This is a genomic window from Catellatospora tritici (assembly GCF_019083965.1).
GTDB classification, from domain to species: Bacteria; Actinomycetota; Actinomycetes; order Mycobacteriales; family Micromonosporaceae; genus Catellatospora; species Catellatospora tritici.
This window is the reverse complement of sequence record NZ_JAHRCY010000037.1, coordinates 48686-74318: the sequence shown is the minus strand read 5'-3', so window position 1 is coordinate 74318 and position 25633 is coordinate 48686. Positions and strand designations below refer to the sequence as shown.

The window sequence follows — 25633 nt, the reverse complement described above, 5'->3', positions numbered from 1 at the left end:
TCGGTCTGGCGGAAGACGACGTCGGTGAGCGCGGCGTCTTCGAACCGGACCCCGTGCAGTCCGGACATGCTGAAGTCGGTACGCACCAACCGTGCCCGGCGGAAGGTGGAGTTCCTCAGTTCGGCGGTGGTCAGGACCGCGTCGGCCAGGTTGGCGCCGTCGAAGTTGGTGTCCGTCAGGTCGCTGCTCTTGAACCTGCTGCCGACCAGGTCGGCGTTGGAGAAGTCCGAGCCGCGAAGCGCGCTGGACCCGAAGCGTCCCGCTCGGGCCGAGACGCCCGCGAAGTCGCTGCCCTCCAGCGAGCTGGCGTCGAAGCGGGTCACGACCTGGCGTTCGAGTGTCCGTGAGAGGTTCGTGACCTCCTGCACGGTCTCCTCGATGTCGCCGATGCTGTCGACGGTCAGCTCGAACGCGGTCGCCTCGTCCTTGCCTTCGGCGCGCAGCTCCCGGTAGCGCTCCTGCAGGTCGGCCAGGAGATCGGCCTTCAGTTCGCTGACGCTCCTGGTGCCCTCGTAGGGCGCGAAGACGCCATCAAGATATTGGTTGATCTTGTCGGTCATGGTCGTTCCCCTCACAGCAGCGTGTCGAGCACACGCTTGGCGTACTCCCACGTGGTCTTGTTGTGCGCGTAGGTCGCGCGGCCCTTTTCGGTGATCTTGAAGTATTTGCGGCGGCCGCCCTGGGACTCGTCGCCCCAATACCACGTGATGTCGCCGTCGGCCTCCAGGCGCCTGACGCTGGAGTACATCGTGGCTTCCTTGAGTTCGTATTCGCCCTGCGAGCGTTCGGCGATCAGCTTGACGATCTCGTAGCCGTAGCGGTCTGCCTCGGTCAGCAGCCGCAGGATCATCGTGTCGGTGTTGCCGCGCAGCAGGTCGGACGTGACCTTGTTCGTGCTCATACCTCACCTCCTGAGTTACACCGTAGATCACACTACTATGACTGTCAAGGTACTTGGATACACGCGGTAAGTTGGTAGGCGAGGTAACGCTGGATGTGCCTCAGAACGGGCAGCACGGAGGAGCCATGGAAGATGCACTCGGCCCGGACGAGGTCGCACAGTTGATCGAGCAGGCCGCCGAGAGCGGCGACCTTGCCCTGCTGCGACGCCTGGCCGACGCAGGCAGCGCCGATGCTCTCGACCAGTTGGTCGAGTCGGCGACAGAGCAGGACGACCTCGACGAACTGCGGCGCTTGGCGGCTGCCGGCAATCAGGATGCCGCGGACATCCTGGCCGAACTCGACGACGACACCGACGCCTAGTAACAGACCGGCGGCATGCGCTGGCAGACAAGACGACCGACCCGGTGTTGACCAGAGTCATCGAGAGCAGGGCCTGCCACTGCCGAGCCATGACGTTGGTGGTTCACGTCCGGAAGTAGGTGCCACCACCAGCTTGGCGGCCCTGACCTCGAGCACCTCGACCAGCACAGATGCGGATGGCCGAGCGTCAGTGAGGACTTGAGCGCGAGTGCTTTGCAATAGCCGCGGCCGGGCCGCCTGATGCCGCGCCACACGCTCGCTCGGAGGACGAGATGGGTGTTACTTCTCGTCCGTGCCTGGCTTCACGCTGATGGACTCCTGGTAGACGTCCGCGTAGGTGCGTGAATCCTTGATCAGGTCGTCGCAGAAAGCGGCGACGTCGGCGCCTATGAGTTCCAGTACTCCCTTGCCGTCGGCGGCGCCCCTTTCGAAGAAGTCGACGATCTCAGGAAGCAGACGCCCATCAGCAAGGTCGATTGGTCCGACCTTGAACAGGTACTTCTGCATCTCCTTGTAGACGATCTGGTAATCCGGCGGGAGCGCCTTGACCCGAGCCACGTGCGCCCGCCACTGCTTCTTGCCCTCGATGATGTCTTGGATACCCACGTCAGCCTCCCAGCCGGCCCAGTTTCCGTGCGACGTTCCTGTTCAACTGCTCGCGCCACCGGTCACGGTAGGTGCGCGCCCCCTCTCCGCCGGCCAGCGCCGCACAGAAGCCGGGGATGTCGTCGCCGAGCACCTCATGAATGCCCTGCCCGTCCGCCGACGTTTCCTCGAGCAGCCCGAGGGCGGAGTCGAGGATCGGCATCAGGTTGCGACCTGTGAAGCCCGCGTGGGGGAAGAGGTGGCTCTTGATCTGTTCCCACGCCGCCTGATAGTCGGCCGGCAGTGCTTGCGCCCGGGCTTCGAACGCCTTCCATTCCCTGGTGAGATCGCTGCCGGTGATGGTTTCCCAGAAGCTCATCTCCCGCCCTCCTTAAGACTGTCGATGCGCGATGAGACGTACTGCCATTTCGCCCAGAACGATGCGAGTTCTTCGCGGCCGGCGTCGTTGAGCGTGTAGAACTTGCGTGGCGGCCCCACCTCGGATGGCCGTTTCGTCACCTGGACGAGTCCGTTCTTCTCCAGTCGCAGCAGGATGGTGTAGACCGTCCCCTCGACGACATCGGCGAAGCCCAGGTCGTTCAGTCGGCGCGTGATGGCGTACCCATACGTCTCCTCGCCGCCGATGATTTCGAGTACGCAGCCCTCAAGCGTGCCCTTCAACATCTCTGTCAGATTTTCCATAGCGGCCCTTCTTCGCCACCGAGGTATTTAGTACCACTTAGTACCACTGCGGTATCGCCGAATACCGCGGATAACAGCTCCCGGCCTGAATGTCGCCATGCCGCCACTTCCGCGCGATCAGCCACCGCTGGAGCCGAGCAGTGCCAACGCGCTTCCGCCCGTGACGGAGAAGCCCCAGAACCCCATGAACACTTCGAACTTGCCGTACGACTCGAGCGGCCCAATGACACGGACGGCGGGGCGAGGTGCTCATGGCGTGGCGTCTCCTTCTTCGGCGGTCACGTGACCGCGTGGCACACCGATTACCAGGTATCCCCTACTCGGTGTCACTAGGTACCGGTATAAAGTAACACTACCTACCGGTACCCAGCAACACTTAATACCGGGAGCGCATCCGGTGGCCACCCCCTCCACCTACGGCAGGATGCCCGGCCCCCCGTTCCGGTCGGGGGTCGGGCGGCGCTGACCTGCATCGCCGAGTCGGCTGATGAGTGTCTCGTTGATGCTGCAGCCGAAGGTGTTCCAAGAGTTCCAGCCCATCGGTGGCGTTCGGGCTACGCCGTTGTCCAACGCCTGGACGGCGGTGGCCTGCCAGCCGACAGCGACAGCCGCCAGCAACGCGGCCACCAGGGCGGCGCCCAAGCGCCACCTTCGGGGTCGGTGATCCACCAGCGTCTCCTGCGTCGTTCGGGTGGGGACGGATGCGGGAGAGCCGGTCTGCCCCTCGAAGCGTTCGAGCCGGCAGTCGCACAGGACCGTATGCGATGTCGCTGGCTCCGCTGATCTCCAGCGCAGCCGACAGCGTGACCACACTCGTGGCCGAGCCTGCGTTGGACATAAAGCGCGAGGCGCCGGCACCGTGTGCCGACTTCGAGGTCCACCGGTTGTGCGAGCACCTGCTCGGCACCGGCACTTGATGGCTCGTCACCATGCGTGCACGAGAGGCGCGATGTGTCGGCACCGCCCCCACGGAAGATCGTTCGGCCCGACGCAACCGGCCGATCTCCGCCGAGTCATCCACGAGCAGTCCCGTAATGGCCCAGGAGGGGGTCACATCTCAGCTGGAAGCACGGTGTCGATATTCAAGCGGGACCGACAAGCTGAACTGGCCACGAGAGGAGCTTATATGTCGTCAACTACGCGCTCGTTGAGTGCACTGAGTTGCGGAGTCGCGCTCGCCGCCCTCGCCGCCAATTTCGTCGCCAGTGGGTTCACCGCCGACAACGTGCAGTCCGGGTTGGATGCCGTCCAGGGTGGCCCGTCGGCGTCCGCGGAGGACATCTTCACCGTAGGCACGGTCTTCGTCGCGAGCGCGCCGATAGTATTGGCTGTCATCGCGTCAGCTCTCGTCTACCAGCACGGCAGCAGGGAGAAGTGGACCGGCAACGGCCTCGTGGGAGGCATCCTCGCCGTCTGGGTCGGTGCAGTCCTTCTGTCGGGTGCTTTCGTCAGTCCGGCGTCGGCTGCCGTCGCGAATGCGGCAGCTGCTCGGGGCGTCCAGGGGCCTCCCGCGTTTGCTGTCGCCCAACTCCTCGGCAAGTGGATCTTCACGGCTTACGGAGTGAAGCTCACGTTCCAGGGGCTCGCTGTCGGTATCGTCGCGGTACTGGTGTTCCTCTACTTCACGGACAAATGGAAGACGGAGGATGCCGCCGCCGCGGCGAAAGAGGCCCCGCGGACCTCGGGCACACCACCGATGGGAAGCTGACGGTCCGAGCCGCGATCTTCAGCTCGCCTCCGGCGTTCCAGGGCGGTGGCGGTGGGCTGGTCTCCACCGCCGACGACTACCACGCCTACTTCCGGATGCTGCTCAACCAGGGCCTGCACGGGACCGAGCGGATCCTGTCCCGGGCAGCCGTCGAACTGATGACCACCAACCGCCTCACCCCGGCACAGCAGGCTGCCCGGGACACGCTGGCCCGCGACAACGTCCACATCTCGTTCGGCCAGGGGCAGCACGGCAGCTGGGGATTCGGTATGGCGGTGCGCACGTACCGCGGCGACTACGCGTCTGCTGCCGCGTCTCGAGGCCCATGTGAATGCGCATGCCCCAGTCAAGCTGCTTCTGGTTCGACGCGGACTGGACCGCCCACCTGAACCACCTCGGCACCTGGCCCGATGGGGTGCGCGGCCGGCGGCTGATCAAGCAATACAGCTGGGTGCCACGCGAGGGTCCATACTGGGTGCGCCACCTGGCGTGAATGCCGGCCAGGCCACGGTTGCCAACCTACGTGCTCGCCGCCGCACGGCAACACGACGGGACGGACACCCAGATCGGAGGCCCTGGCCGATGACGCAGGCACTTAGCGGTCATGAATCTTGGCACAGCACCCCTCCAAACCCCAGCCAGCGGGCGTATCAGTACCGTGCGGCTATCTAAGCAGGGCTCGCGCGAGTCGTTCGACGACTACGTGCGCGGACGGTCGGTGGCATTGGTGCGCATCGCGTACCTGTTGACGGGGGATGCCCACCTGGCAGAGGACCTCGTACAGCAGACCCTGATCAATGTGGCTGGCCGGTGGGGAAAGCTGCGATCTGACGACGACCCCGACGCATACGTGCGCAAGGTCCTTTATCACCAGCATGTCTCCTGGTGGCGGCGGCACCGGCGCGACCCACTACCGACAGCCGTAATACCCGAGCGGTCCACACCTGCACGTGATGTGTCGGTGGCGGTAACGGTGATGGGCGCGCTGAGACGACTCGCGCCGCGGCAGCGGGCGGTGATTGTGCTGCGCTACTTCGAAGACATGACTGAGACGCAGACCGCCGAGATGCTTGGCATCGCCGTGGGAACGGTCAAATCTACCACCCGAGATGCCCTGGCCAAGCTACGCAAAGACGCCCCAGAACTCGCCGAACTGGTGGAGGTGAACCAGTGACGACCCGACTCTCCGGCGTGCTCGCCGAGCTTGCCCAGCAGGCGCCTTCACCGCGGCTGCCCGTTGACCTATGGCAGCGCGGACGCCGTCGCCATAGACTGCGGCGCCTACTGAACCTGACCGGCTGCCTGCTGGTCATCGCTGCGACGGTGGCGCTGCCCTGGCGTCCAGTCCCGGCCCGGTTCGCGGAGCCGGAGAAGGTGACGATTCCACGCTCTGTAGCGGAGCCGTACCTATGGCAGCAGACCTTCGCCGCAGCGCCCAACGGCCCAGCTCTGATGATCACCTACACCCAGCACAGCCTGAGTTTGGAGTCGACACCAGTTGTCATCGGCCGCGACCGGTCGTACCGAGTGATCTATACCAAACCGGGCGAGAGTCTTGGCTCGTTGTCACCGGACGGCCGCTATTTACTCGGCTACGCGCTGCTGGACCTCACCACCGGCGCAACGCGGTACCAGACGCCCGCCACCGCAGGTGACACCTGGACCTGGGCCGTAGACAGCAACACCGCGGTCGTGCGGGTACAACGCGACGAAGGCGTGATCACCTACCCTCCGGACGGGCCCCCCAGCGACCCGTCCCGCCCCGACGACGTCGTCGTACTCGACGTGCCCACGGGCCAGACCCACACCATCTACCACGGTGACGCCGACGAGATGCGCGCAGCGTTCTCCTCCGACAGCAGACGAGTGGCCATCACCGTAGGCCGCGAACTGGCGCCCAAACGCCTGCTGGTCCTGGACACTGCAGATGGCACCGTCCGACTGAACCTCGCTCTCGACGACCGCCAGCAGCTGGCCGGCCCGGCCGCCTGGAGCCCCGACGATGCTGCCGTTCTGCTTACCTACGATGAGAAGTGCGGGGTCTCCGATGTCACCTGCAGCGGCCGGACATTTCACCTTCAACAGGTTGACGCCACCACCGGATCGATCGTGGACGAACCGCAACGGGGGCGAGGCGGTACCGGTGAGATAGTCGGTTGGCGGTCCGGGAGACCGGTCGTCCAGCAGTTCGACGCCCAGCGATGCTCGATCGTCGAGCTCACGGACAGCGGCGCAGACGTTCTGTTCGCAGACGGTTGCCCTGAAGTACCGCGACGCATGGTCGATGATGCCGCATGGGGTGGCCCGCCGCTGGAAGCACCTATATGGCAGGCGCAGTCCTGGTTCTTCATCGTCGTGGCCGCCGCGCTGGCTTTCGCGACCTTTACCACTGCCCGCCTTGTTCGGGGCTACCGACGCAGAAGAGGGTCCAGGGCGGCCCTCGCACTCTGACCTACCTCAGGAGCCTCGGCGGGTGTGGTCGACCCTGCCTGCACCCCGACAGCTCGTCGAGGCGACGGTGGCCTGGCCCTGTGGACGACTTCGAGCGGCCCGAAGAGCGGCTTCGAGGCGTGACCCCCGCCAGCGCCCTGTGCCCTGCCGTGTACCGCCGAATGAAAAAGGCGCGTCGTGGGTACGTCTACGGTTACCAGATCGAGGAGGCCGCGATGAGCCAGACGCCCGAGGAGCCGGAAATCGTCCGTGAGGACGACGAGGCCGAGGTGCACGAACAGCGGGGACGCACTCCGCACCCCATCGAACCCGCAGAAGGGCCCGACGATCCGGAGTACACCGGCGGCTGAGGACGCCGGCGCCCCTGCGCACAGGTCATGACAGTTGACGCGGCCGATGCGGTCTGATCGGTCGAAACCAAGCGATCGTCGGTCCGAGTCCTCGGGCGACGTCAGCTGGGACCACCTGCGCGCCGAGCTCCGCACCCACCTGCCGAACGACTGCTCGGCCACATGAACCTCCACGACCAGCGTCTGGTCCACCTGGCTGCGATTCACCATGCCCTGTGCTCAGATCCGACCCTGGACCCGCCCGAGGATCCGCTCGAGGTCGCCGACTTCGGCGGCAGTTGCCCCGGCCGACGGCCCACGACCAACGCACTATTCATGCCCGACGGCGACGACCCTGTCGCGGTACGGGCGGGACCTCCACCACGGCACAAGTTGGACCAGACCGAACGTCACCTCGACCGCGAGGAACCCCCAGAGCAGGCCGGTCACGCCGTGGGCGAGGGCGTATCCCAGCCACATGGAGAACAGCGCCCGGGCGGCTCCGTCGAGCAACCCGTGTATCGGCAATGCCCGGGTGAAGCGCAGCAGTGCCCAGACGACTACCACCGATCCCATGAGGTTGGCGTACAGAGTCTGCATCGGGTCGAGCGCGGGGATGCCGGCAAAGCCGAGATTCTCCGCCAGCGCCGACAATCCGTCGTGCAGCCAGGCTTAGGTCCACGGCGTCGCGAAACCCGCGGTGACGACAAGGTCGTACCAGGCACTCGCCCGGACGACGCGAAGATAGTGAGCCGTGTTCATGCGCCCGACGCTAGACCGTGGAGTACCGCTCCAAGGTCAAGTCCGGGCGGCGGAGGATCATGCGCATCGGAGAATTGGCAGCCCAGGCCGGCCTGACCACGGACGCCGTCCGCTTCTACGAGAAGGTCGGCCTCGTCACCGGGCGGCGGCTGCCCAACGGGTACCGCGACTTCCCGCCCGAGACGCTGCCCTGGCTGCACTATGTGCGCACCGCCCAGTCGCTCGGGTTCTCCCTGGCCGAGATCGCGCGTACCGGCGAGCAATTGAGTGACGCGCCAGACCAGGCGGCCGCGCTGTCCGCGCTGTTCGCGGACAAGATTCAGGTCATCGACACCCGTACGGCCGAGCTGACAGCGCTGCGAGCCGAACTCGCGTCGCGCGTCGGCACCGGATGCCCGCTGCGGGCCGACGAGGCAGGTTCCGTTGCTTCACCGACGCCGTGGCGTGCCCCTGGGCGATGACGGCTCGGCGAGGTATCGGCGATTTATGCACCGTTGACATTCAGTACGCGAATGTGAGCGCATGATCGGCAGTCCCGCCTTGCGGCGCGGCGATCCCGGTCACTGGCCGTAGCGGTGCCTGGTAGGCCATTCGGTCCGTCTGCGCCGACCGGATCGCGGCAGAGTTGACGTCGCTCAGCGGAGCGACGGGTCGTCCGGCGCTTCGAGGACCAGTACCGTCATCTCCAACAGTCGCCGGTAGTACGCGGCCTCGTCGTCGATCAGCTCCGGGACAACACGGAGAAGCTCCTGCTCGCACGCCGACAGCACATTCCAGCGCCCGCCATCGATGGTCCCGCCTCGATTCAGCCAGGTACTGACGCAGCCGGCCACATCGGCGTCGAGCATCACCATGCATACGCCGGCCACGTCGACATTTCTCAGCCGGCCGGGAAACGGGGCCTGCCGGTGGGCCTGCCAGAGTTCGGCGACTGCCGCCACGCGGTCTGTCATGCACCAGCACTCCGATCATCGACCAGGCTCGCCAACGGTCGAACCATACGCCACACCAGCCCTGAACGACTCGTACCAGAGGGCCTTCGGTCGAGCGCCTCGCCGCTCGACCGAAGGCCCTCGGATCGGTCAGAGTTTCGGCTTGGTCTTACCGTACAGCCACGCGTCGAACAGGCTGTCCAGCTGCTTGCCCGACTCCTTCTCGGCCAGTGCGACGAACTCGGCGGTGGTGCCGTTCCCGCCGGTCTTCTCGGTCGTCCACGCCTTGACGATGGCGAAGAAGGCACGGTCGCCGACGGCTTTACGCAGCGCGTGCAGCGTCATCGCGCCGCGGTCGTAGACGGTCGCGTCGAAGATGTGGGCCGCTCCGGGCCGGCCCGGAGGCGTCTTCCACACGTCCGGGGTCGACCTCTGGTAGGTCAGGTTGAAGGACTTCTGCGCCGACTGCACGCCGGCGTGGTCGTTCCAGAGCCATTCGGCGTATCGGGCGAAGCCCTCGTTGAGCCAGATGTCCTCCCAGTGGTGCACGGCGATCGCGTCACCGAACCACTGGTGGGCGAGCTCGTGGGCGATCACCGTGTCGTTCACGCCGTTGCGGAAGAAGCCCGCCGAGTACACCGGTCGGCTCTGCGTCTCCAGGGCGAAGTGGATGCGGTCGTCGGAGATGACCACGCCGCCGTAGGAGTCGAAGGGGTAGGGCCCGAACTGGGTCTCGAGGAAGTCCGCGATCTTCACGGTGTGGGCGACGGAAGTATCGGCGGCGCCCTTGGCGATCTTCGTGGTGACCGCCGAGTAGACGGGCTTGCCGTTGTGCGTGCCGGTCGTGACCCGGAACTTGCCGATCACAAGCGTGGACAGGTAGCTGGCCATCGGCTTGGACTCCGACCACGTCCAGGTGGTCCAGGCGCCGGTCGTGGTGGTCGTCCCGAGGACGCCGTTGCTGACCGCGGTGAGCCCCTTGGGGACCGTGGCCTCGATCGTGTAGACCGCCTTGTCCAGCGGGTGATCGTTGACCGGGAACCAGCCGGCCGCCGAGTCCGGCTGGCCCAGGACGATCGCGCCGTCGGCGGTGGCGAACCAGCCACCCTCGCCCAGGTCCTTGTACTTGTTCTTGACCGGCTTCGGTACGCCGTCGTACACGACGTGCGTGACGAACGTGCCGCCGGACGCGATCCCCTTCGCCGGGGTCACGATGAGTTCGTTGGCCTGCCGGCGGACGGTGGCCGCGACGTCATCGACGGTCACCGACCGGACCGAGAGCCCGGCGAGGTCGAGGTTGAAGCCCGACAGGTCCTGCGTCGCGGCGGCGGTGATGGTGACGTCACCGGACAATTTATCAGTTTTCGGGTCGTATTTGACCTTGATCCCGTATGACGCCACGTCGTAGCCGCCGTTGCCGTAGGCCGGGAAGTACGGATCCCCGATCCCGGCCGCACCGGGCTTGAAGTCATGACTCGGCTCCGGCGTGGGAACGCTGCTCGGCGTCGCGCCGGCCGTGGCTGTCGGTGCGGCCGTCGGCTGTGACGGTGAGCACGCGACCAAGCCGACTGCGGTGATGGCCATGACGGCCACCCACCAGAACTGCCCCCGTGGACGCACGCTTTCCTCCTCGAATGTGGCCGCTGTGGCCCGGCCGTGCCCGAGAAGGATAGGAAGGCCACGTCACGACATGATCACGACCGAACGCCGGGTGGTGACGATCACCTGCCAGACGCCGGGCTCGATGCCGTACGGCAGGTAGCCGCCGCCGACGGTGTCATCGATCAACCCGACACGTCCGGCACTCCCCCGGGCGCGCGAGCGGGTGTGGCCGAACCGCAGTTCCGCTGTAGCCGGAGTGCGCGGGATGCACGGGCACCTCGCGGCGAGAGAAACCGCATCGACGGCCGCGCCGCAAAGTGACGGCGCGACCGGACCCGCCACCGCTCTGGGACCGGCGTCGCCCGCCCAGCACCCGAACGTGGGGGCCACCTGACTGACCTGGGAAGACGTCGGCCTGGTGGTAGCGCACCTGATGGCTGGGGCCCTCATACGGCGCGTTCGTACTCGCTACCGTTTGGTGACTGCGTAACGAGTAAGGCCTCCGCCGCGATGTCTTCGGTAACCGAAGGAGGCACTCATGCGGAGAACCACCCCGTTCCTGCTGACCATGCTGCTGGCCGGCACTTCAGTACTGGTGAGCACACCCGCTCACGGACAGGGAACGCTTGCCCCGGTCTCGGCCGGACTCACCTCGCAACTGGCCACGGTCATCGGCAGCATCCCGGTCTTCGTGCACGCGAACGACATCGACACAGCCCGTGGCGCGGTCACTCGTGCGGGGCTGACCCTGATCACTACCTGGGACAAGATCGGCGTCGCGGTCGCGCGCGGAACCAGCGCTCAGGTCGCGGCGGTCCGCGCCGTCGCGGGCGTGACGTACGTGGAAGGTGATCAGTCCATCAAGCTGCTCCTGTCGTCCTCCCACGCCGCCACCCGAGGGCAGCAGGCACGCGTCGGTCTGCGCGACGGGCAGGGACGGCCGGTCGACGGGCGCGGCGTCTCGGCGGCGATCATCGACTCGGGCGTGGACGGCACACACCCGTTCTTCAGGAACGCCGACGGCACCAGCGCGGTCAAGCTCAACCTCAAGAACGTCTGCGGTCCGCTGACCGACCTCGGCGTGACGCTGCCGGTGCCGAACGACTCGTGTTTTGCTGATCTGACCGCGATCAACGATACGGACACGCTGTCGGTCGGCGGGCACGGCACCCACGTCGCGGGCATCGTCGGCGGCCGCGACACGCGGCTGTCGGACGGCACTCAAGTGCACGGTGCGGCCCCCGGCGCCACCCTGATCAGCCTGTCGGTGGGCGCCGGCCTGACCATCTTCGGCTCCGACAGCGCGCTGAACTGGGTGCTCGATCACCACGCGAACCCGTGCGCGGGCTGCCCGCCGATCAGGGTGAGCAACAACTCGTACGGGCCGGTCGGCGGTGGGCCGTTCGACCCGAACTCAGCGACCACCAAACTGCAGCGGGCATTGGCCGCCGAGGGCGTGCTCACCATCTGGGCGGCCGGGAACGACGGCCCCGGCAACAGTGCCACCAACCCGCCCGGCCAGGACCCGACACCCGGCGTGATCATGGTCGCCTCCTATGACGACCAGGGCACAGGTACCCGTGACGGCCTGGTGTCGGACTTCTCCAGCCGCGGCGCAGCCGGCCAGCCCGCGACCTACCCTGACATCTCCGCACCGGGATCCAATATCACCTCCTCCTGCCGGGCATACCTGGCGATCTGCGCCACCGGCCTCGACCCGCACAACGGTCCGGGGCTGCTGGACATCGCGACGTTCAACACCATCAGCGGCACATCGATGGCCACCCCACACGTCGTCGGCATCGTGACGCAGCTGTTCCAGGTGGCACCCAACGCCTCACCCGCCCAGATCGAGAGTGCCGTCAAGGCGACGGCCTACAAGTTCGGCAACGGTGCGGCGTACGAGGCCTACGGTCCCTACACGACGTCTGTCGACAAGGGGACGGGCCTCATCGATGCGTATGCCGCGGCGCTGAGCCTGGGCGCCACCCCCGCCTGAACGCACGTGCCCGTGCCACGACCCCAACCGAGGCCGTGGCACGGTCCACCAATGCATCCACCTGCGACAAAATAGTTTGTAACACAGCCGAAATTGGCATTGATTTCGATGCATCCGATGGCTAGCGTTCGGTGGTACCGGACGTTCGGACATGGACGAGGCTCACACAGGCTCGTCGAAGCGTTTCGATGATTCACGCAAACGACTCGAACAGGAGTGAATCAACCATGTCCAGAACCTTGCGGCGCGCCCTCACGGCCTTGGCGCTCGCTGTGGGCCTCGGCGTCAGCGCCGCGACCCCGGCGCAGGCGGCGGTGTGGTCCTCCACGGACCGCTGGGGCACCTGGTCCAGCGGCGGGTACACGCTCTACAACAATGTCTGGGGCAGCGGATACGGCCCACAGACCATCTGGGCGAACTCGGCCACCAACTGGGGTGTCTGGGCCAACCACCCCAATACCGGCGGCATAAAGGCATACCCGAACCAGACCCGGTGGTCCGGCAGGAAGATCAGCGCATTGGGCACGCTCAGCAGCACCTTCAACGTCACCGTGCCCACCAGCGGCGTAGCGTTCACGACCGCGTACGACGTGTGGTCCAGCGACAACGCGCACGAGATCATGCTGTGGATGAACAAGTACGGCGCGGTCGGGCCGCTGGGCACACTGCAGACCACAGCCACGGTCGGCGGCCACACCTGGAGCGTCTATCGCGGCAACAACGGCGCCAACAACGTCTACTCGTTCGTGCGCACCTCCAACACCAGTTCCGGCGCGGTGGACATCAAGGCGATCGTGAACTGGGTCAAGAACCGCGGCTGGTTCGGCGACGTGACCGTCGGCAACGTCCAGTTCGGCTACGAGATCACCTCGAGTAGCGGCGGCAAGGACTTCATCACCAACAACGCGACGATCACGGCCGGCTGACCGGGCCGGTAGTCACGACGGCCCGGGTCGCGGCACCGCCGCATCCGGGCCGTCACCTGCTCGCAGACACCACGACGGCTGCGGGGTACCGATATCCGGTCACCTGGCCCGAGCCGGGGTTCGAGGATCTACCGGATCGTCGACGCCGCCATGTCGCGGCCGAGGCCACGTAGTCCACCGCGCAGGCGCCGGTAGCCCAGCGGCGCCGGCCTTCTCGTGCCACAGCACCAGGATCTCGACGTTCTTGGGCACGCCGGTTGACCGCAGCGGCGTCAGCCATCCGAAGAGGCGGCCGCGCAAGAAGTACAGCACCCGCAGCGCCATGGATCACGACGATGCCCGACGGACGGCACGGCGCGGCACCAGAGCATCGCAGGTCAGCCGTCGTGACGCCCTTTGGAATCCCACCACGTCACGGTCATCAGGCGACGTTCTCCCCGCGCCACGTTGTCATGTTGCGCAGAGGCGACCGATGGCTCATTATGTCCATCGATCATGTGAAGGATGAACAAAAGTCACTTTTTATCCATGAGGTCTCACCATTCTGCGGCACCGGCAGGAGCTCGCCGCAAGTGGACCCACGGTGCGGAACATGGCAAGGAGGCCGAACGGTGACGGCGCAGAGGACGACCCGCGAGGCGACGAACACCACTGGTCGGCGACGGGCGAGGCGCACGCAAGACCTTGAAGCCATACGCCCGCGGGGCCGGGGCCGACAACTGTGGATGATCGTCGCCACGGTCCTGGCGACGCTGCTCTGCATCCTGCCGTTGTTTACCCGCGGCGCGGTCTCGTCCCCGTTCAGCTGGCACTCGGGCCAATCCGACTGGCAGGTCCCAGCCGGCCTTCCCGCCCCGACCGCCGAACCGGCCACACCGTCGTCCACCCCCACCGGCACGGCGACGCCCACCCCGCACACCGCCTCCCCCACACCCCGACCGACGCCCGCCGCGACCGAATCGGGTCCGGTGCTACTCGGCCCAGCCGACGGCGCGGGCGTCAAGGACCTCGCTTCGCAGTACTGCGAGCGGCATGTGAGTGGCGGCGCGGCCAGGCCGCGGGCCGACGGCCGCTGGCGCTGCGACCGGCTCCTGCTGCTCGCCGTCGTCGTCGACATGGATGTCGCGTGCCGCGACGCCTACGGTTCGGGCGCGTACGCGCAGACGTCCGACGCCAAGAACCCGAACGCCTGGCGCTGCTACCGGCGCTGATGACACGGCCTACCTCGCCGCCCTGGACGCGGACCAACGGTCGTGCGCTGACCAGCGCCTGCCTGCGCGCGGGGCGGCCGTCGGCGCCGCCGCTGCGCATCAGGACGGCGCGACGCCATGCCCGGCGGAGAGCCACCGCAGCGTCTCCGACGGGGCCATGGGCGCGGAGAACAGATAGCCTTGCCCGTATGCGCAGCCGGTGGCGGCGGCCAGGTGCAGCTGCTGTTCGGTTTCGATACCCTCCGCCACCGCGTCGAGGCCCAGGGTCCGGGTCAGCCTGACGATGCCTTCCACCAGGTCCCGCTGTCGGCGGGAGGTGTCGAGTCCTCCGACGAAGAGTCGGTCCAGCTTGACGATGTCGAGGGGGGTCTGGCGCAGGTAGCCCAGGGCGGAGTAGCCGGTGCCGAAGTCGTCGATGGCGATCCGGACACCGTCGCCACGCAGGAGCCTGAGTGCGTCCCATACCTTGTCGTCGTCCCGCAGAAACAGGCTCTCGGTTATCTCCAGGACCAGTCGCCGTGTGGGCAGTCCCGTCTGCGCGAGCAGCCGCCGCACCGTCTCGACGAAGCCATCCGATCGGAACTGCTGCGCCGAGACGTTGACACTCACGTACGGGGCACGGTCGGCCGCCTCGGCACACCAGCGCATGGCGGTTGCCATCGCCGTCGCGAGCACCCATTCGCCGATGGGCACGATCAGGCCCGACTCCTCCGCGATGTCGATGAACTCTCCGGGCAGGAGTCGGCCGCGGGTGGGGTGCTGCCAGCGCAACAGGGCTTCGCATCCGACTGCGCGGCGGGTGGCCAGAGCCACGATCGGTTGGTATTCGAGGCGAAGGGCGCCTTCGTCGACGGCATGTGCCAGCGCAGACCGCAGCTGCGACTGCCGCAGCCGGTCGGTCATCGACGGCTCGTAGCGGCGCCACCGACCGGCGCCGGCCGACCTCGCCGAGTGCAGTGCCAGGTTCGCGTTGCGCAGCAGTTCCTGCGCGCTGCCTGCCCGCAGGGTCGTGGCGATCCCGACGCTCGCACTGCACACGACTACCGTTCCAATGCTGGTGCGGATGGGTGCGGCAAGTTCATGGCAGATGCGGTCCGCCGTCTGCTCCACATCGGCTGCGGTGTCCACGTCGCGGATGAGCGCGGCGAACTCGTCGCCGCTGACCCGGGCGACCACCCCGGCCGGTCCGACCGCGTCGAGGAGCCGTCGGCCCGCCATCGTGAGCACCTGGTCCCCGACGGCGTGGCCGAAGGTGTCGTTGACGGACCCGAAGTCATCGATGTCGATGAGCAGGATGGCGGTGATGCCGGCGCTCGTCGCGATGGCGTGCTCAGTTCGTTCGACGAGGAGCGCACGGTTGGGCAGGCCTGTCAGCTGGTCATGGAATTTACGCTCGGTCAGTTCGTGTTCGAGCCGACGCTGCGCCGTCACGTCGCGCAGGGTCAGCGCCACTTCTTGCCCGGACTCGTCCGGCCACAGCTGCCGACAGCAGACCTCCACCAGTGGGGTACTGCCGTCGACGGACCGGATCGTCCAGTCTGCTCGCCCTGTCCGCGGACCCGCGCCGCCCGAACGAACGTGCCGCAGCAGGAACTCGGCTGCTGCCCGCTGCTTGGCATCGATGAAGTCGAGCAGTCTGACGTCGCGGAGCGCCGAGGTCCCGAAGACCGTACCTGCCGAGGGGCTGGCATAGCGGATCCGGCTCTGCCCGTCGAGGATCAGCACCACGTCGCCGGTCTGGTCCAGGAGCGTCTCGATCTGGTGCAGGTTGCGATGGCGACTGACCTCCTCGGCCAGGCGTATTCGCTGTATGGCTTGGGCTGCCTGCGCGGACAGGGCCTCCAGGGCGCACCGCAGGCGGGGCTGGGCCGCGCTGGCATGGTCGACGAGGAGTATGCCGACCTGTCCGACATCACGCACGTCGACCGTGATCGGCACCAGCGGCGTGGCCTCACCCTGGCCCGGCTGGTAGGCCGAGCCCGTGACGAGGTCTTCCGGCAGCGCGATGCGCACCTCGTATGAGGAGCCTGGCGGCGTGAGCCGGGCGACGGCTCGGTCCAGGGCTTCGACGACGGCCGCAGCGTCCATCGCCACGGCCAGCTCGACCGCGGCATCGCGCAGCAACCGGCCTACGTCCGCGCTGCTCGGCGGCCGGTAGAGCGCACCTCTCGGACGGGAGCTCATCGTACCTGCCACCAGCTGCCGTGCGAGCGCTACGCCATGTGCTTTCCGGTCATCGCGGGCATACGGCCCACCCCGGCGGGCAGCGAGACCCTCGCCAGCGCACATCCAGCCGCGTCGGCGAGCACCTTCAGAGCGTCTATCTCATTCGTGGACGCCTGGTGCAGGTCGGCCCAGTAGGCGCCGATGGCACCAACCGGTGTGTCGGCAACCCGAATGGGCACCATGAGCAGGCTGCGGACGAACGTCGGGCGGTAGGCGGCTTGCGGGACACGGCTGTCGATGCTGATATCGGGAATGGCGACCACCTGGTCATGGAGCATCGCCCATCCGCTGATGCACGAGGTCGCCGGGAATCGCTGGCCCTTCCACAGCGGACTCATCGCGTCCTCATCGGTGTAATGGCACTGGCCGTCCTCAAGCAGCACGATTGTGGCACCTTGAGCGCGGACCGCCGCCCGGACGCTGCACCGCAGGATCGTGTAGACCTCCTCGGCAGTTTCGGCATCATTCAGCATGTATATTGCCCACTCGACCGAATTGAGCGAATTATTCTCCATGTCGGCCTGCCCTTCCCTGGCTAATTTGCGGGCGTATTAAATATACAAGCCCAAATCGTCATTTATGGGTCGGGGCATTCGGCAGCCGACGCGTCGACGGCGCGGGTGGCGGAGCTCGCACTGGCTGCCACCTGGTTACCGGCACATGCAGAACTTCAGGCAGACCGCTCAGCGCGGGCGGCGTCCCCATGCCGAGATCAGCGGCACGAGGGTGAGGTCGAGCTCGCCGGCCTCGACCGCGGCCAGGTGCGCGTCGATCACGACGTCGTCGGCCAGCCCGGCGACGAGCAACTCGGCGCGGACATGCGCACCGTCGCGGTCTCCAGCCGGTCGCAGGCCACCGGCGATCACGCCCGCCGACCTGAGAGACCGCCTGCGTGACGAGCTGCCGTCGTACATGGTCCCCGGACTCTGGACGGTCGTGGATCAGGTACCGATCACGAAGACCGGGAAGATCGACAGACGCCGGAGGCGCTGACATGCGCGTTCGTACCACGGACGGACCCGCGGCGTACTCAGGACGGCAGGTGCATGGTGCGCAGGAACGATCGCCGGGTGACCGGTGGTTCGTCTAGCGCTGTTGGCGGCACTGGAGCGCATCATGATCCGCCACCTCACCCGGGGCCGACCCGTCACCCGGCCTGGCCCCAGGTCACTGATCCAGTAGCGGTGACGCGCCATTGCGCCGGTACTGTTCTCCCACGTGACCAGCGATGACGTCGACCGAACCAGGATCTGGGATGGCGCTTGGGTACGTGCTCGTATCGCCGCCATGGCCCAAGAGGATCCTGAGCGTCAGCGCTTCGGGTCCTCACACCATGAATACCGACTTCGGCCTCCCCTGGAGGAAGACGCGATCCGATCCTTCGAGCGGCAGTACGGTGTCAGGCTCCCTGAGTCCTACCGTAGCTTTCTCACGGACGTCGCCGATGGAGGAGCGGGCCCAGACTATGGACTCCTGGGCCTCACGGAGGAAGTAGACAGTGAGGAGGCTCTGTCCGACCTCCGAGAGGAGGGCCGACAGTTCGGTTTCCTGTCCACGCCGTTCACGCACAGCGGCGCGTGGCCAGGTCCAGGAAGGGCAGGTAACGCCGGCTACTCGGTGACGGGAACTCTGGTCATCGGGGAGTGCGGTTGCGGCGTTTTCTCCCGTCTGGTCATCACGGGGACGAACATCGGCCAGGTGTGGCTCGACGACCCTGACTGGGGCGGGCTGACTCCAGGGCCAGACTTCCGCGACTGGTACTCGACGTGGCTGGCTACGAGCTGACTCCAGGCCGCGGACCCGACGCCTGAACCCGTTCGGCAAGGCAAGTCCGTCGATGGATCGATCGTCTTCCAACCACACGCCGCACCATGAACACGACGCCTTGTCGATCGAAGACCGTTCACAGCACCAGCACGTGGCCGGGTCCTCCAAGGCCTTCACGGCGCTGATCATCTCGGCTGGCAGTGATTCACACAAGGCTGAACACCGCGGTGCAGCTACCATTCATGATCTTCTGGCGAACCGGCTCTGCCGTACCAGTACGGCAGAGCCGGTTCGTTTTCTGAACTGCTCACCTGCGTCCGCGCCGACACGTCCACGTCAGCCGGGGAAGGCATCCGGATCGACGGCGCTCGACGACGCATTGCCGCCGACGACCTTCTGCAGGCTGATCGTCCAGATCGTGTACTGGCCTCCGCTGGTGCTGTACTTCAGCGGATCGTCGAACTTGGCGAAGGAGCACTGCTGCGTGAAGGTCTTGGCCTTCGTGTCCCAGTCCTTGCCGCTGGTGTAGAACACCGAGTACGTACCGTTTGGCACACCCTTGACCGTGTAACTTCCCGACCCGCGCACGTACACGCTCACGCTTGGGCTCTTGCTGCCGGACTTCACCAGGCTGATCACGGCGTCACTGGACGCATTCGTGACCTTCAGCTCACCCGGACCTCGCGAGGACAGCTTCTTGACCATCGTCCCGTTGGAGAGCCTGCGGTTGGCCAGTTGTGTCTTGCCCGGCAGAGACTTGCCGAACTGGAACGTCGGGTCGGCCTTGGCGAGCGTGTCAGCCGCCGCACGCAGGTCGGCGACCGCCGGAGACTGGCTCAGCGTGGCGAGCGCGGCGGACCCCGCGCACAGCGCGCCGCCGCCCTTCGCCTGGAACGCCAATGAGTCCAGCGCACGCAGCAGCGACGCGTGGCCGGATGTCGCCGACGGCGGCACCACCGCTGCCATGAGCCGGGTGTGGATGGCTGTCGCGGTCTTGGACAGGGCGTCGCCAGCCGCTCGGACGGCCGCGCTGGTACGCGCGGGCGCGAAGCCTGCCACCGCGGTGCGCAGTTCGGCGTCGGCGGAGGCGAGCAACTGCTGGTATTCCTGCGCGGTCAGTGGCGGAGCCGGCGACGTGGATGCCGCCACGGCGATGGGAATGGTCGGCAAGTCCGGATCGGACCCGGTTCCGCTGCAGGCGATCAGCGCGCAGGCTACCGACACCAGCGCGACGACCCGACCGGCGAGGTGGGGTGAACGGGTGAGCAAGGCGGACTCCTTCGGCCTGGACGGCGAGGGGCGGCGGACTGCCGCGGGAGGGGCACGAGCCGTGATGCGGCGAACGTCGACGGGGCACCGAAGTAGTCCCTCATCGCACGACCGAGGCCCCCCGCCGTCGCATACCGTATCGCGCGTCGCCGATGTTCTGCTGCCCGGTTTCACGGCGGGTGCGCGGCGGCGAGGCACGCAACGCGCCTCGGTGATCGGTTTCGCCCTGTTCGCTCTCCAGCAACGGCATACCGCAGCCGCGGGCCGCCAGCCGCTGGTGACCCCGGGCCTGCTGTGCAAGCCTGCCTTCACCGTCGGGCTCGCCGGCATCGCCCTGTTCTTCGGCGGGCTGATCGGCACGCAGCTCGTACTGACCCTGTTCCTCCAGATCGGCCAGCACTTCACCGCCGGTGAGGCAGGACTCGGCAATCTGCCGCTCGCGGTGGGAACCGCGATCGGCGGCGCGGTCAGCGGCGCGTTCCTCGCAGACAAGCCGCCCCGAAGAAGAGCAGCACGGCATCACCCCCGAAACTTCGCCGATACGGCGGACCGCACCATGACCGCCTCTGCCGGCGGGCGCCTTTGGCGACCGGTCGACCGGTCACGGCCAGCGGCATGTGCTGTCACTGAGGCTTCACAGGAACGCAACATCCGGCTACATTGACCGTTGTTATGGGAGCGCTCCCGTGACATCTGCCCGGTCACCCACCGTGCCTGGTCCCGCGCGCCGGGCGGGACGGACGCGCCCACGTCCGCCCGCATCGCACCGGAGCGCTATGCCAGGTGCGGCTCCACGTACGAGGAGTTTCGTCATGCCCGACGCACGATCACGCTGGGGTCGCCGCATCGCGGGGGCCATGGCCGCCGCGATGACCGCGGCGACGTTCGCGGCCGCCGTGGCCCCGAGCCCGGCCGCCGCTGCCCCGACCTTCAACTACGCCGAGGCGCTGCAGAAGTCGCTGTTCTTCTACGAGGCCCAGATCTCCGGGCGCAAGCCGTCGTGGAGCCGGGTCTCCTGGCGCGGCGACTCCGCCATGAACGACGGTTCCGACGTCGGGCTCGACCTGACCGGCGGCTGGTTCGACGCCGGCGACCACGTCAAGTTCGGCTTCCCGATGGCGTTCACCACCACCATGCTGGCCTGGGGCGCGGTGGAGTACCGGTCCGGCTACACCGCCTCCGGGCAGCTCACGAACCTTCTCAACAACCTGCGGGTGCCCAACGACTACTTCATCAAGGCGCACCCTGCCCCGAACGTGCTCTACGGGCAGATCGGCAAGGGCGACGACGACCACAAGTGGTGGGGTCCGGCCGAGGTGATGCCGATGGCGCGGCCCGCGTACAAGATCGATGCCAGCTGCGGCGGCGCGGACCTCGCCGGAGAGACCGCGGCCGCGATGGCCGCCTCGTCGATGGTGTTCCGCCCCACCGACCCGACCTACGCCGACACCCTGGTCACGCACGCCAAGCAGCTGTACACGTTCGCCGACACGGTGCGCCAGACCTACCACTCCTGCATCACCGACGCGACGAACTTCTACAAGTCGTGGAGCGGCTACACCGACGAGCTGGTGTGGGGTGGGATCTGGCTCTACCGGGCCACCGGCGACGCCGCCTACCTGGCCAAGGCCGAGGCGGCCTACGACAGCCTGGGCACCGAGCCGCAGACCACCACGCGCTCCTACAAGTGGACGCTGGCCTGGGACAACAAGCAGTTCGGCGCGTACGTACTGCTGGCCAACCTGACCGGCAAGCAGAAGTACGTCGACGACGCCAACCGCTGGCTCGACTACTGGACCGTCGGCGTCAACGGGGAGAAGGTGCGCACCTCCCCCGGTGGCATGGCCGTGCTCGACAGCTGGGGTGCGCTGCGCTACGCCGCGAACACGTCGTTCGCCGCGCTGGTCTACAGCGACAAGACCACCGACGCCACCCGCAAGCAGCGCTACCACGACTTCGCGCTGCGCCAGATCAACTACGCGCTCGGCGACAACCCGCGCAACTCCTCATACATGATCGGCTTCGGGAGCAACTCGCCCAAGAACCCGCACCACCGCACCGCCCACGGGTCCTGGTGGGACAGCCAGACCGTGCCGACCAACACCCGGCACGTGCTGTACGGCGCGCTGGTCGGCGGCCCGTCCTCGCCCGACGACGCCTACAAGGACGAGCGCAGCGACTACGTGATGAACGAGGTCGCCACCGACTACAACGCCGGCCTCACCTCCGCGCTGGCCCGCCTGTCCCAGGAGTACGGCGGCACCCCGCTGGCCGGGTTCCCCGGCGTCGAGGCGCCCGACATGGACGAGATGACCGTGGAGACCACGCTCACCGCCGACGTGCGGGAGACCCGGGTCAAGGCGATCGTCTACAACAAGTCCGCGTTCCCGGCCCGCGCGCTGACCACGGCGAAGTTCCGCTACTACTTCAACCGCGACGACACCACCCCGGTCGTGGTGACCCCGGGTTACACCCAGGGCTGCCCGTCGCCGAGCACCGCCAAGCAGGCCCAGGGCAATCTCTGGTACGTCGAGGTCGACTGCACCGGGTACACCATCGCACCGGCCGGGCAGTCGCAGCACCGGATGGAGGTCCAGTTCAAGGTCGGCGTCGGCGAGGGCGGCACCTGGAACCCCGCCAACGACCCGTCGTACCTGGCCACCGCTGGTGTCAACCCGGGCGTGCCGCTGTACCACGGCGGCGTGCGGATCTGGGGCAACGAGCCGTCCACCACCCCGGACACCACCGCGCCCACCGTGCCCGGCACGCCGACCGCCTCCGGCGTCACCAGCACCGCGCTGACCCTGGCCTGGGCGGGCTCCACCGACGCCGGCGGCAGCGGGCTGGCCGGCTACGACGTGTACCGCGAGGCCGGCGCCACCGACGTGCTGGTCGGCTCGCCGACCGCGGCCGGCCTGCCGGTCACCGGGCTCACCCCGAACACCTCCTACACCTACTACGTCGTGGCCAAGGACGGGGCGGGCAACCGCTCGGCGGCCTCGACCCCGGCGACCTTCACCACCCTGGCCACCGACCCGGTGGACACCACCCCGCCGAGCACGCCCGGCACCCCGGCCGCGTCGGCGGTCACGTCCTCCGGTGTGACGCTGACCTGGGTGGCGTCGACGGACAACGTCGGCGTCGCCGGATACCGGATCTACCGTGAGGCGGGCGCCACCGACGCGCTGCTGGCCACCGTCACCGGCACCACGTACGCGGTGACCGGGCTGGCCGCGCAGACGGCGTACCAGTTCTACGTGGTCGCGGTCGACGCGGCGGGCAACGCCTCGGCCGCGTCCAGCCCGGTGTCGGTGACCACCTCGGCGGCACCGCAGCCGTCGGCCTGCCAGGTCACGTACGCCACCAACGACTGGAGCACCGGCTTCACCGGCAACGTGACGGTCAAGAACACCGGCACCGCCACGATCAACGGCTGGACGCTGGCCTTCGCCTTCACGGCGGGCCAGCAGATCACCCAGGCCTGGTCGTCGAAGTACACCCAGACCGGAGCCAACGTGGCGATCACCAACGAGAGCTACAACGGCATGCTCGCGCCCGGCGCGTCGACGTCGTTCGGCTTCAACGCCACGCACACCGGCAGCAACCCACGCCCGGCCGCGTTCACCCTCAACGGCGTCACCTGCACCATCGGCTGACGTCATCCGGCCCGCGCCGCCTACGGTGGCGGCGCGGGCCACCCGGTCCGAGCCCGAGCAGGCCGTCAGGGATATGTGGCACAAGCTGTGGCAGCCGGTGTCGTGGGTACGGCGGCGGGCCCACCACCAGGGCTCCGGCCACATCGCCCCGACGAGTCGACCGGCCCGGCTCAGCGAGCCACGCAGTCGAAAACCTGCGTGCCGTTCGCGTCGACGGCGGTGCAGTGGGCGGTGACCCATGCGGAGACGGCCGTGGCGTTGCCTTCGCCACCGCTGAGGTTTCTGGCCGCGAACCTGCCGAACGGGCTGGACCCGGCGTCACCGAGCAGCACGTACCGCAGTTCTCCGGCGGTGATGAGTTGTTCGAGCCGGTTGACGGTGGGGAACGGCACCCGGCCGGAGAAGCCGCCCAGCGGCAGGACCGACGCGCCGGCGAGCAGGTACGGCAGGGCCTGCAGGCCGTGCGTGGCGAACAGGTAGGTGCGGCCGGGCTGGCGGCTCCTCAGGTAGTCCAGCAGCGCCATGGTGTCTTGGCTGGGTGTGTCGCTGACGTTCGGGGCGAAGCCGCCGTCCCCGGACGGGGCCGCGTTCGCGGGCACGGATCCGTGTCCACGGGGAGGGTCGGCTGCGGCCGGCATACCGTTCGGGGCGGCTGGGCTAGGCCCGCCGGGTCGCTGCGCGCCGGGGAACGGCCCGGATCCGGGGAAGCGGGCGGCGAGGCCGGGAGGGCCGCCTGTCCCGGAGTCGGTGCGCGGTCCGGCCGCCGGGTTGGCCCCGCTGCCCCGATACGCGCTGTCGATGCTGGACGCCGCCCAGCCGGCGGGTGTGAGCAGGCACGCGACGACGCCGAGCCCGGCACTGACGGCGGCGAGCCGGCTGCCGCGCCTGATCTCGGCCGTCGAACCGAGCCGCCGGTAGCGGGCGCGCAAGGCCGGTACGGCGACCAGCCCGGCGACTGCGAGCGCTGCGAGCACTGCGGCGGACCAGGCGAGCCAGGGCAGGAAGGTACGGAAGCGCAGCGACAGGTGCAGCGTCCAGGCCAGGGTGAGCGCGATCGTGGCGGGCAGGACCCAGCGCCGCCGCCCGCCGCGGCGCCAGGCGGCCCACAGCGTGACCGCTCCGCCCCCGGCGAGTGCCGCGATTGCCGGGGCGGCCGCGACAACATAGAACTCGTGTGCCACCCGGCCCGCGGAGAACGCCACCGCGTGGGTGAACAGCCACAGGCCCCACATCAGGTAGCCGGCTCGGGCGAGGTCGGTGCGCGGCGCTCCGCGTCGCCAGGCCAGGCCGGTCGCCAGCCCCACCAGGGCCAGCGGGTAGAGCCAGCCGACCTGCGGTGCGACGCCGTCGCTGAACATGAAAGGCGATCCACCTAGGTCGGGCCCGGCCTCGGCGCCGATGCCGTACCGGCTGAGAAGGTTGTACTGGAACACCGTGTAGAAGAGCGAGTTGTTGGGTGACCCGTCGGCGTATGGGCGGCACGTGGCGGGCAACAGCATCACGGCGCTGATGTAGAGCAGGGATACACCTACGGTGAGCAGGCCGGCGAGACCGAGATGGCCGAGCCTGCGACGCAGTGGCACCGGAGCGGCGATCAGGTACGCGATGGCCAGCGCGGGCAGCACTCCCCACGCCTGCGCCATCTTCGTCTGGAACGCCAGCCCGACGAACAGGCCCGACAGCAGCAGGCTGCGCAGCCGGCCCTCGGCAACCGCGCGGGTCCACGCGTCGGCGGCGAGGACCAGCAGCATGACCAGCAGCGTGTCGGAGATCTGGCTGCGGGCCAGCACAGCCACGACCGGCGTCGTCGCATACGCGCCGGCGGCCAGGATGGCGGCCGAAGGACCCTGCCACCGCCGCACCGCCCGGTAGAGCACGAGGATGGTGACCACGCTCGCGGCGACCTGCGGCAGGATCAGTGACCAGGTGTGGAAGCCGAACACCCGGGCGGACAGCGCCTGCACCATGAACGCGCCGGGCAGTTTGTCCACGGTGATGGAGGCTGCGGGGTCCAGACCGCCGAAGGCGAACGCCTGCCAGCTGTCGGACATGCTCCTGACCGCGGCCGAGTAGTAGGGGTGCAGCGGGTTTCGCGACAGACCCCACGCGTACAGCAGGGCGGCCGCGGTCGCGAGGAGCAGCAGCGTCGGCCGTGCCCAGCGCGGCTGGCCGGGCGGCGACCGCCAGAACGCGTTGAGCAGCCGCACGCCCGAGGCGGGCGGGGCGATGGCGGAAGCAGGCACAT

27 protein-coding genes are annotated in these 25633 nt (G+C 67.9%); 13 read left to right on the top strand and 14 right to left on the bottom strand.

Going from position 1 to position 25633, the window contains the following annotated elements; translation table 11 throughout:
- Both KUA19_RS40600 and KUA19_RS40595 read right to left on the bottom strand, forming a co-directional pair.
- Positions 1-560 (bottom strand): pentapeptide repeat-containing protein (locus KUA19_RS40600; protein ID WP_217405090.1); only part of this gene is annotated, 560 nt, incomplete at its 3' end.
- A gap of 11 nt (positions 561-571) precedes the next feature.
- Positions 572-901 (bottom strand): PadR family transcriptional regulator, encoded by a 330-nt coding sequence (locus tag KUA19_RS40595; protein WP_217405088.1) that lies wholly within the window; start codon positions 899-901, stop codon positions 572-574.
- Positions 902-1026: 125 nt separating this feature from the next.
- Between KUA19_RS40595 and KUA19_RS40590 the strand changes: the two genes are divergently transcribed.
- Positions 1027-1263: a hypothetical protein gene (locus KUA19_RS40590; protein WP_217405086.1), complete on the top strand. Its 237-nt coding sequence runs from the start codon at positions 1027-1029 to the stop codon at positions 1261-1263.
- Between the two features lie 279 nt (positions 1264-1542).
- Here the strand turns inward: KUA19_RS40590 and KUA19_RS40585 are convergent, their stop codons facing one another.
- From KUA19_RS40585 to KUA19_RS40570, 4 genes are all read right to left on the bottom strand, one after another.
- Positions 1543-1869, bottom strand: a complete 327-nt coding sequence (locus KUA19_RS40585; protein ID WP_217405084.1) for a DUF1048 domain-containing protein — start codon at positions 1867-1869, stop codon at positions 1543-1545.
- Between the two features lies 1 nt (position 1870).
- Positions 1871-2227, bottom strand: a complete 357-nt coding sequence (locus tag KUA19_RS40580) for a DUF1048 domain-containing protein (protein ID WP_217405083.1) — start codon at positions 2225-2227, stop codon at positions 1871-1873.
- Positions 2224-2550 carry a PadR family transcriptional regulator gene (locus tag KUA19_RS40575; RefSeq protein ID WP_217405081.1) on the bottom strand — a complete coding sequence of 109 codons (327 nt, stop codon included), beginning with the start codon at positions 2548-2550 and terminating at the stop codon, positions 2224-2226. Before KUA19_RS40575 ends, KUA19_RS40580 begins: the two co-directional genes overlap by 4 nt.
- A 414-nt stretch (positions 2551-2964) precedes the next feature.
- On the bottom strand, positions 2965-3219 hold the full coding sequence (locus tag KUA19_RS40570) for a hypothetical protein (protein WP_254550890.1): 255 nt from the start codon (positions 3217-3219) through the stop codon (positions 2965-2967).
- A 457-nt stretch (positions 3220-3676) separates the two neighbouring features.
- Here KUA19_RS40570 and KUA19_RS40565 point away from each other — a divergent pair, with 457 nt between their 5' ends.
- From KUA19_RS40565 to KUA19_RS40545, 5 genes are all read left to right on the top strand, one after another.
- A complete protein-coding gene (locus tag KUA19_RS40565) occupies positions 3677-4258 on the top strand; it encodes a hypothetical protein (protein WP_217405079.1) in 582 nt (193 codons plus the stop codon).
- Positions 4183-4647 carry a serine hydrolase domain-containing protein gene (locus tag KUA19_RS40560; protein ID WP_254550883.1) on the top strand — a complete coding sequence of 155 codons (465 nt, stop codon included), beginning with the start codon at positions 4183-4185 and terminating at the stop codon, positions 4645-4647. The genes KUA19_RS40565 and KUA19_RS40560 overlap by 76 nt, the downstream gene beginning before the upstream one ends.
- A 269-nt stretch (positions 4648-4916) precedes the next feature.
- The gene (locus KUA19_RS40555) at positions 4917-5432 is read left to right on the top strand and encodes a SigE family RNA polymerase sigma factor (RefSeq protein WP_308167930.1); all 516 of its coding nucleotides are present in this window, start codon (positions 4917-4919) and stop codon (positions 5430-5432) included.
- Positions 5429-6709 carry a TolB-like translocation protein gene (locus tag KUA19_RS40550; RefSeq protein WP_217405076.1) on the top strand — a complete coding sequence of 427 codons (1281 nt, stop codon included), beginning with the start codon at positions 5429-5431 and terminating at the stop codon, positions 6707-6709. Before KUA19_RS40555 ends, KUA19_RS40550 begins: the two co-directional genes overlap by 4 nt.
- 80 nt (positions 6710-6789) lie before the next feature.
- A complete protein-coding gene (locus KUA19_RS40545; RefSeq protein ID WP_217405074.1) occupies positions 6790-7059 on the top strand; it encodes a hypothetical protein in 270 nt (89 codons plus the stop codon).
- A gap of 309 nt (positions 7060-7368) precedes the next feature.
- Here KUA19_RS40545 and KUA19_RS40540 read toward each other — a convergent pair whose 3' ends face one another.
- Entirely contained in the window at positions 7369-7638 is a 270-nt protein-coding gene (locus tag KUA19_RS40540; RefSeq protein WP_217405072.1) for a hypothetical protein, read from the bottom strand.
- Between the two features lie 221 nt (positions 7639-7859).
- On the opposite strand from KUA19_RS40540, the gene KUA19_RS40535 reads away from it, so the two are divergent.
- Entirely contained in the window at positions 7860-8261 is a 402-nt protein-coding gene (locus tag KUA19_RS40535; protein WP_217405070.1) for a MerR family transcriptional regulator, read from the top strand.
- 174 nt (positions 8262-8435) lie between these two features.
- Here the strand turns inward: KUA19_RS40535 and KUA19_RS40530 are convergent, their stop codons facing one another.
- Both KUA19_RS40530 and KUA19_RS40525 read right to left on the bottom strand, forming a co-directional pair.
- The gene (locus KUA19_RS40530) at positions 8436-8753 is read right to left on the bottom strand and encodes a hypothetical protein (RefSeq protein ID WP_217405068.1); all 318 of its coding nucleotides are present in this window, start codon (positions 8751-8753) and stop codon (positions 8436-8438) included.
- A 129-nt stretch (positions 8754-8882) separates the two neighbouring features.
- Positions 8883-10316 carry a M1 family metallopeptidase gene (locus tag KUA19_RS40525; RefSeq protein WP_217405066.1) on the bottom strand — a complete coding sequence of 478 codons (1434 nt, stop codon included), beginning with the start codon at positions 10314-10316 and terminating at the stop codon, positions 8883-8885.
- Positions 10317-10872: 556 nt separating this feature from the next.
- Here KUA19_RS40525 and KUA19_RS40520 point away from each other — a divergent pair.
- The 3 genes from KUA19_RS40520 (at position 10873) to KUA19_RS44355 (ending at position 14470) form a co-directional block, all read left to right on the top strand.
- Complete coding sequence (locus tag KUA19_RS40520) at positions 10873-12333, top strand: S8 family serine peptidase (protein WP_217405064.1); 1461 nt, start codon at positions 10873-10875, stop codon at positions 12331-12333.
- Positions 12334-12560: 227 nt separating this feature from the next.
- The gene (locus KUA19_RS40515) at positions 12561-13259 is read left to right on the top strand and encodes a glycoside hydrolase family 12 protein (RefSeq protein ID WP_217405062.1); all 699 of its coding nucleotides are present in this window, start codon (positions 12561-12563) and stop codon (positions 13257-13259) included.
- A 725-nt stretch (positions 13260-13984) separates the two neighbouring features.
- Positions 13985-14470 carry a hypothetical protein gene (locus tag KUA19_RS44355; RefSeq protein ID WP_217405061.1) on the top strand — a complete coding sequence of 162 codons (486 nt, stop codon included), beginning with the start codon at positions 13985-13987 and terminating at the stop codon, positions 14468-14470.
- A 99-nt stretch (positions 14471-14569) separates the two neighbouring features.
- Here the strand turns inward: KUA19_RS44355 and KUA19_RS40505 are convergent, their stop codons facing one another.
- The 3 genes from KUA19_RS40505 to KUA19_RS40495 form a co-directional block, all read right to left on the bottom strand.
- Complete coding sequence (locus KUA19_RS40505) at positions 14570-16594, bottom strand: putative bifunctional diguanylate cyclase/phosphodiesterase (RefSeq protein ID WP_217405059.1); 2025 nt, start codon at positions 16592-16594, stop codon at positions 14570-14572.
- 89 nt (positions 16595-16683) lie between these two features.
- Positions 16684-17211: a GAF domain-containing protein gene (locus KUA19_RS40500; RefSeq protein ID WP_217405057.1), complete on the bottom strand. Its 528-nt coding sequence runs from the start codon at positions 17209-17211 to the stop codon at positions 16684-16686.
- A gap of 168 nt (positions 17212-17379) precedes the next feature.
- Positions 17380-17562, bottom strand: coding sequence for a hypothetical protein (locus KUA19_RS40495; RefSeq protein ID WP_254550881.1), 183 nt, complete (start codon positions 17560-17562; stop codon positions 17380-17382).
- Positions 17563-17914: 352 nt separating this feature from the next.
- Between KUA19_RS40495 and KUA19_RS40490 the strand changes: the two genes are divergently transcribed.
- Positions 17915-18481: an SMI1/KNR4 family protein gene (locus tag KUA19_RS40490; RefSeq protein WP_308167929.1), complete on the top strand. Its 567-nt coding sequence runs from the start codon at positions 17915-17917 to the stop codon at positions 18479-18481.
- Positions 18482-18799: 318 nt separating this feature from the next.
- Here the strand turns inward: KUA19_RS40490 and KUA19_RS40485 are convergent, their stop codons facing one another.
- Entirely contained in the window at positions 18800-19732 is a 933-nt protein-coding gene (locus tag KUA19_RS40485) for a hypothetical protein (RefSeq protein ID WP_217405055.1), read from the bottom strand.
- A gap of 211 nt (positions 19733-19943) precedes the next feature.
- On the opposite strand from KUA19_RS40485, the gene KUA19_RS40480 reads away from it, so the two are divergent.
- Entirely contained in the window at positions 19944-20396 is a 453-nt protein-coding gene (locus KUA19_RS40480; protein WP_217405053.1) for a hypothetical protein, read from the top strand.
- 148 nt (positions 20397-20544) lie between these two features.
- Positions 20545-23388, top strand: a complete 2844-nt coding sequence (locus KUA19_RS40475; RefSeq protein WP_217405051.1) for a glycoside hydrolase family 9 protein — start codon at positions 20545-20547, stop codon at positions 23386-23388.
- 170 nt (positions 23389-23558) lie between these two features.
- Here the strand turns inward: KUA19_RS40475 and KUA19_RS40470 are convergent, their stop codons facing one another.
- Entirely contained in the window at positions 23559-25631 is a 2073-nt protein-coding gene (locus KUA19_RS40470) for an ArnT family glycosyltransferase (RefSeq protein WP_217405049.1), read from the bottom strand.
- Between the last annotated feature and the right edge of the window lie 2 nt (positions 25632-25633).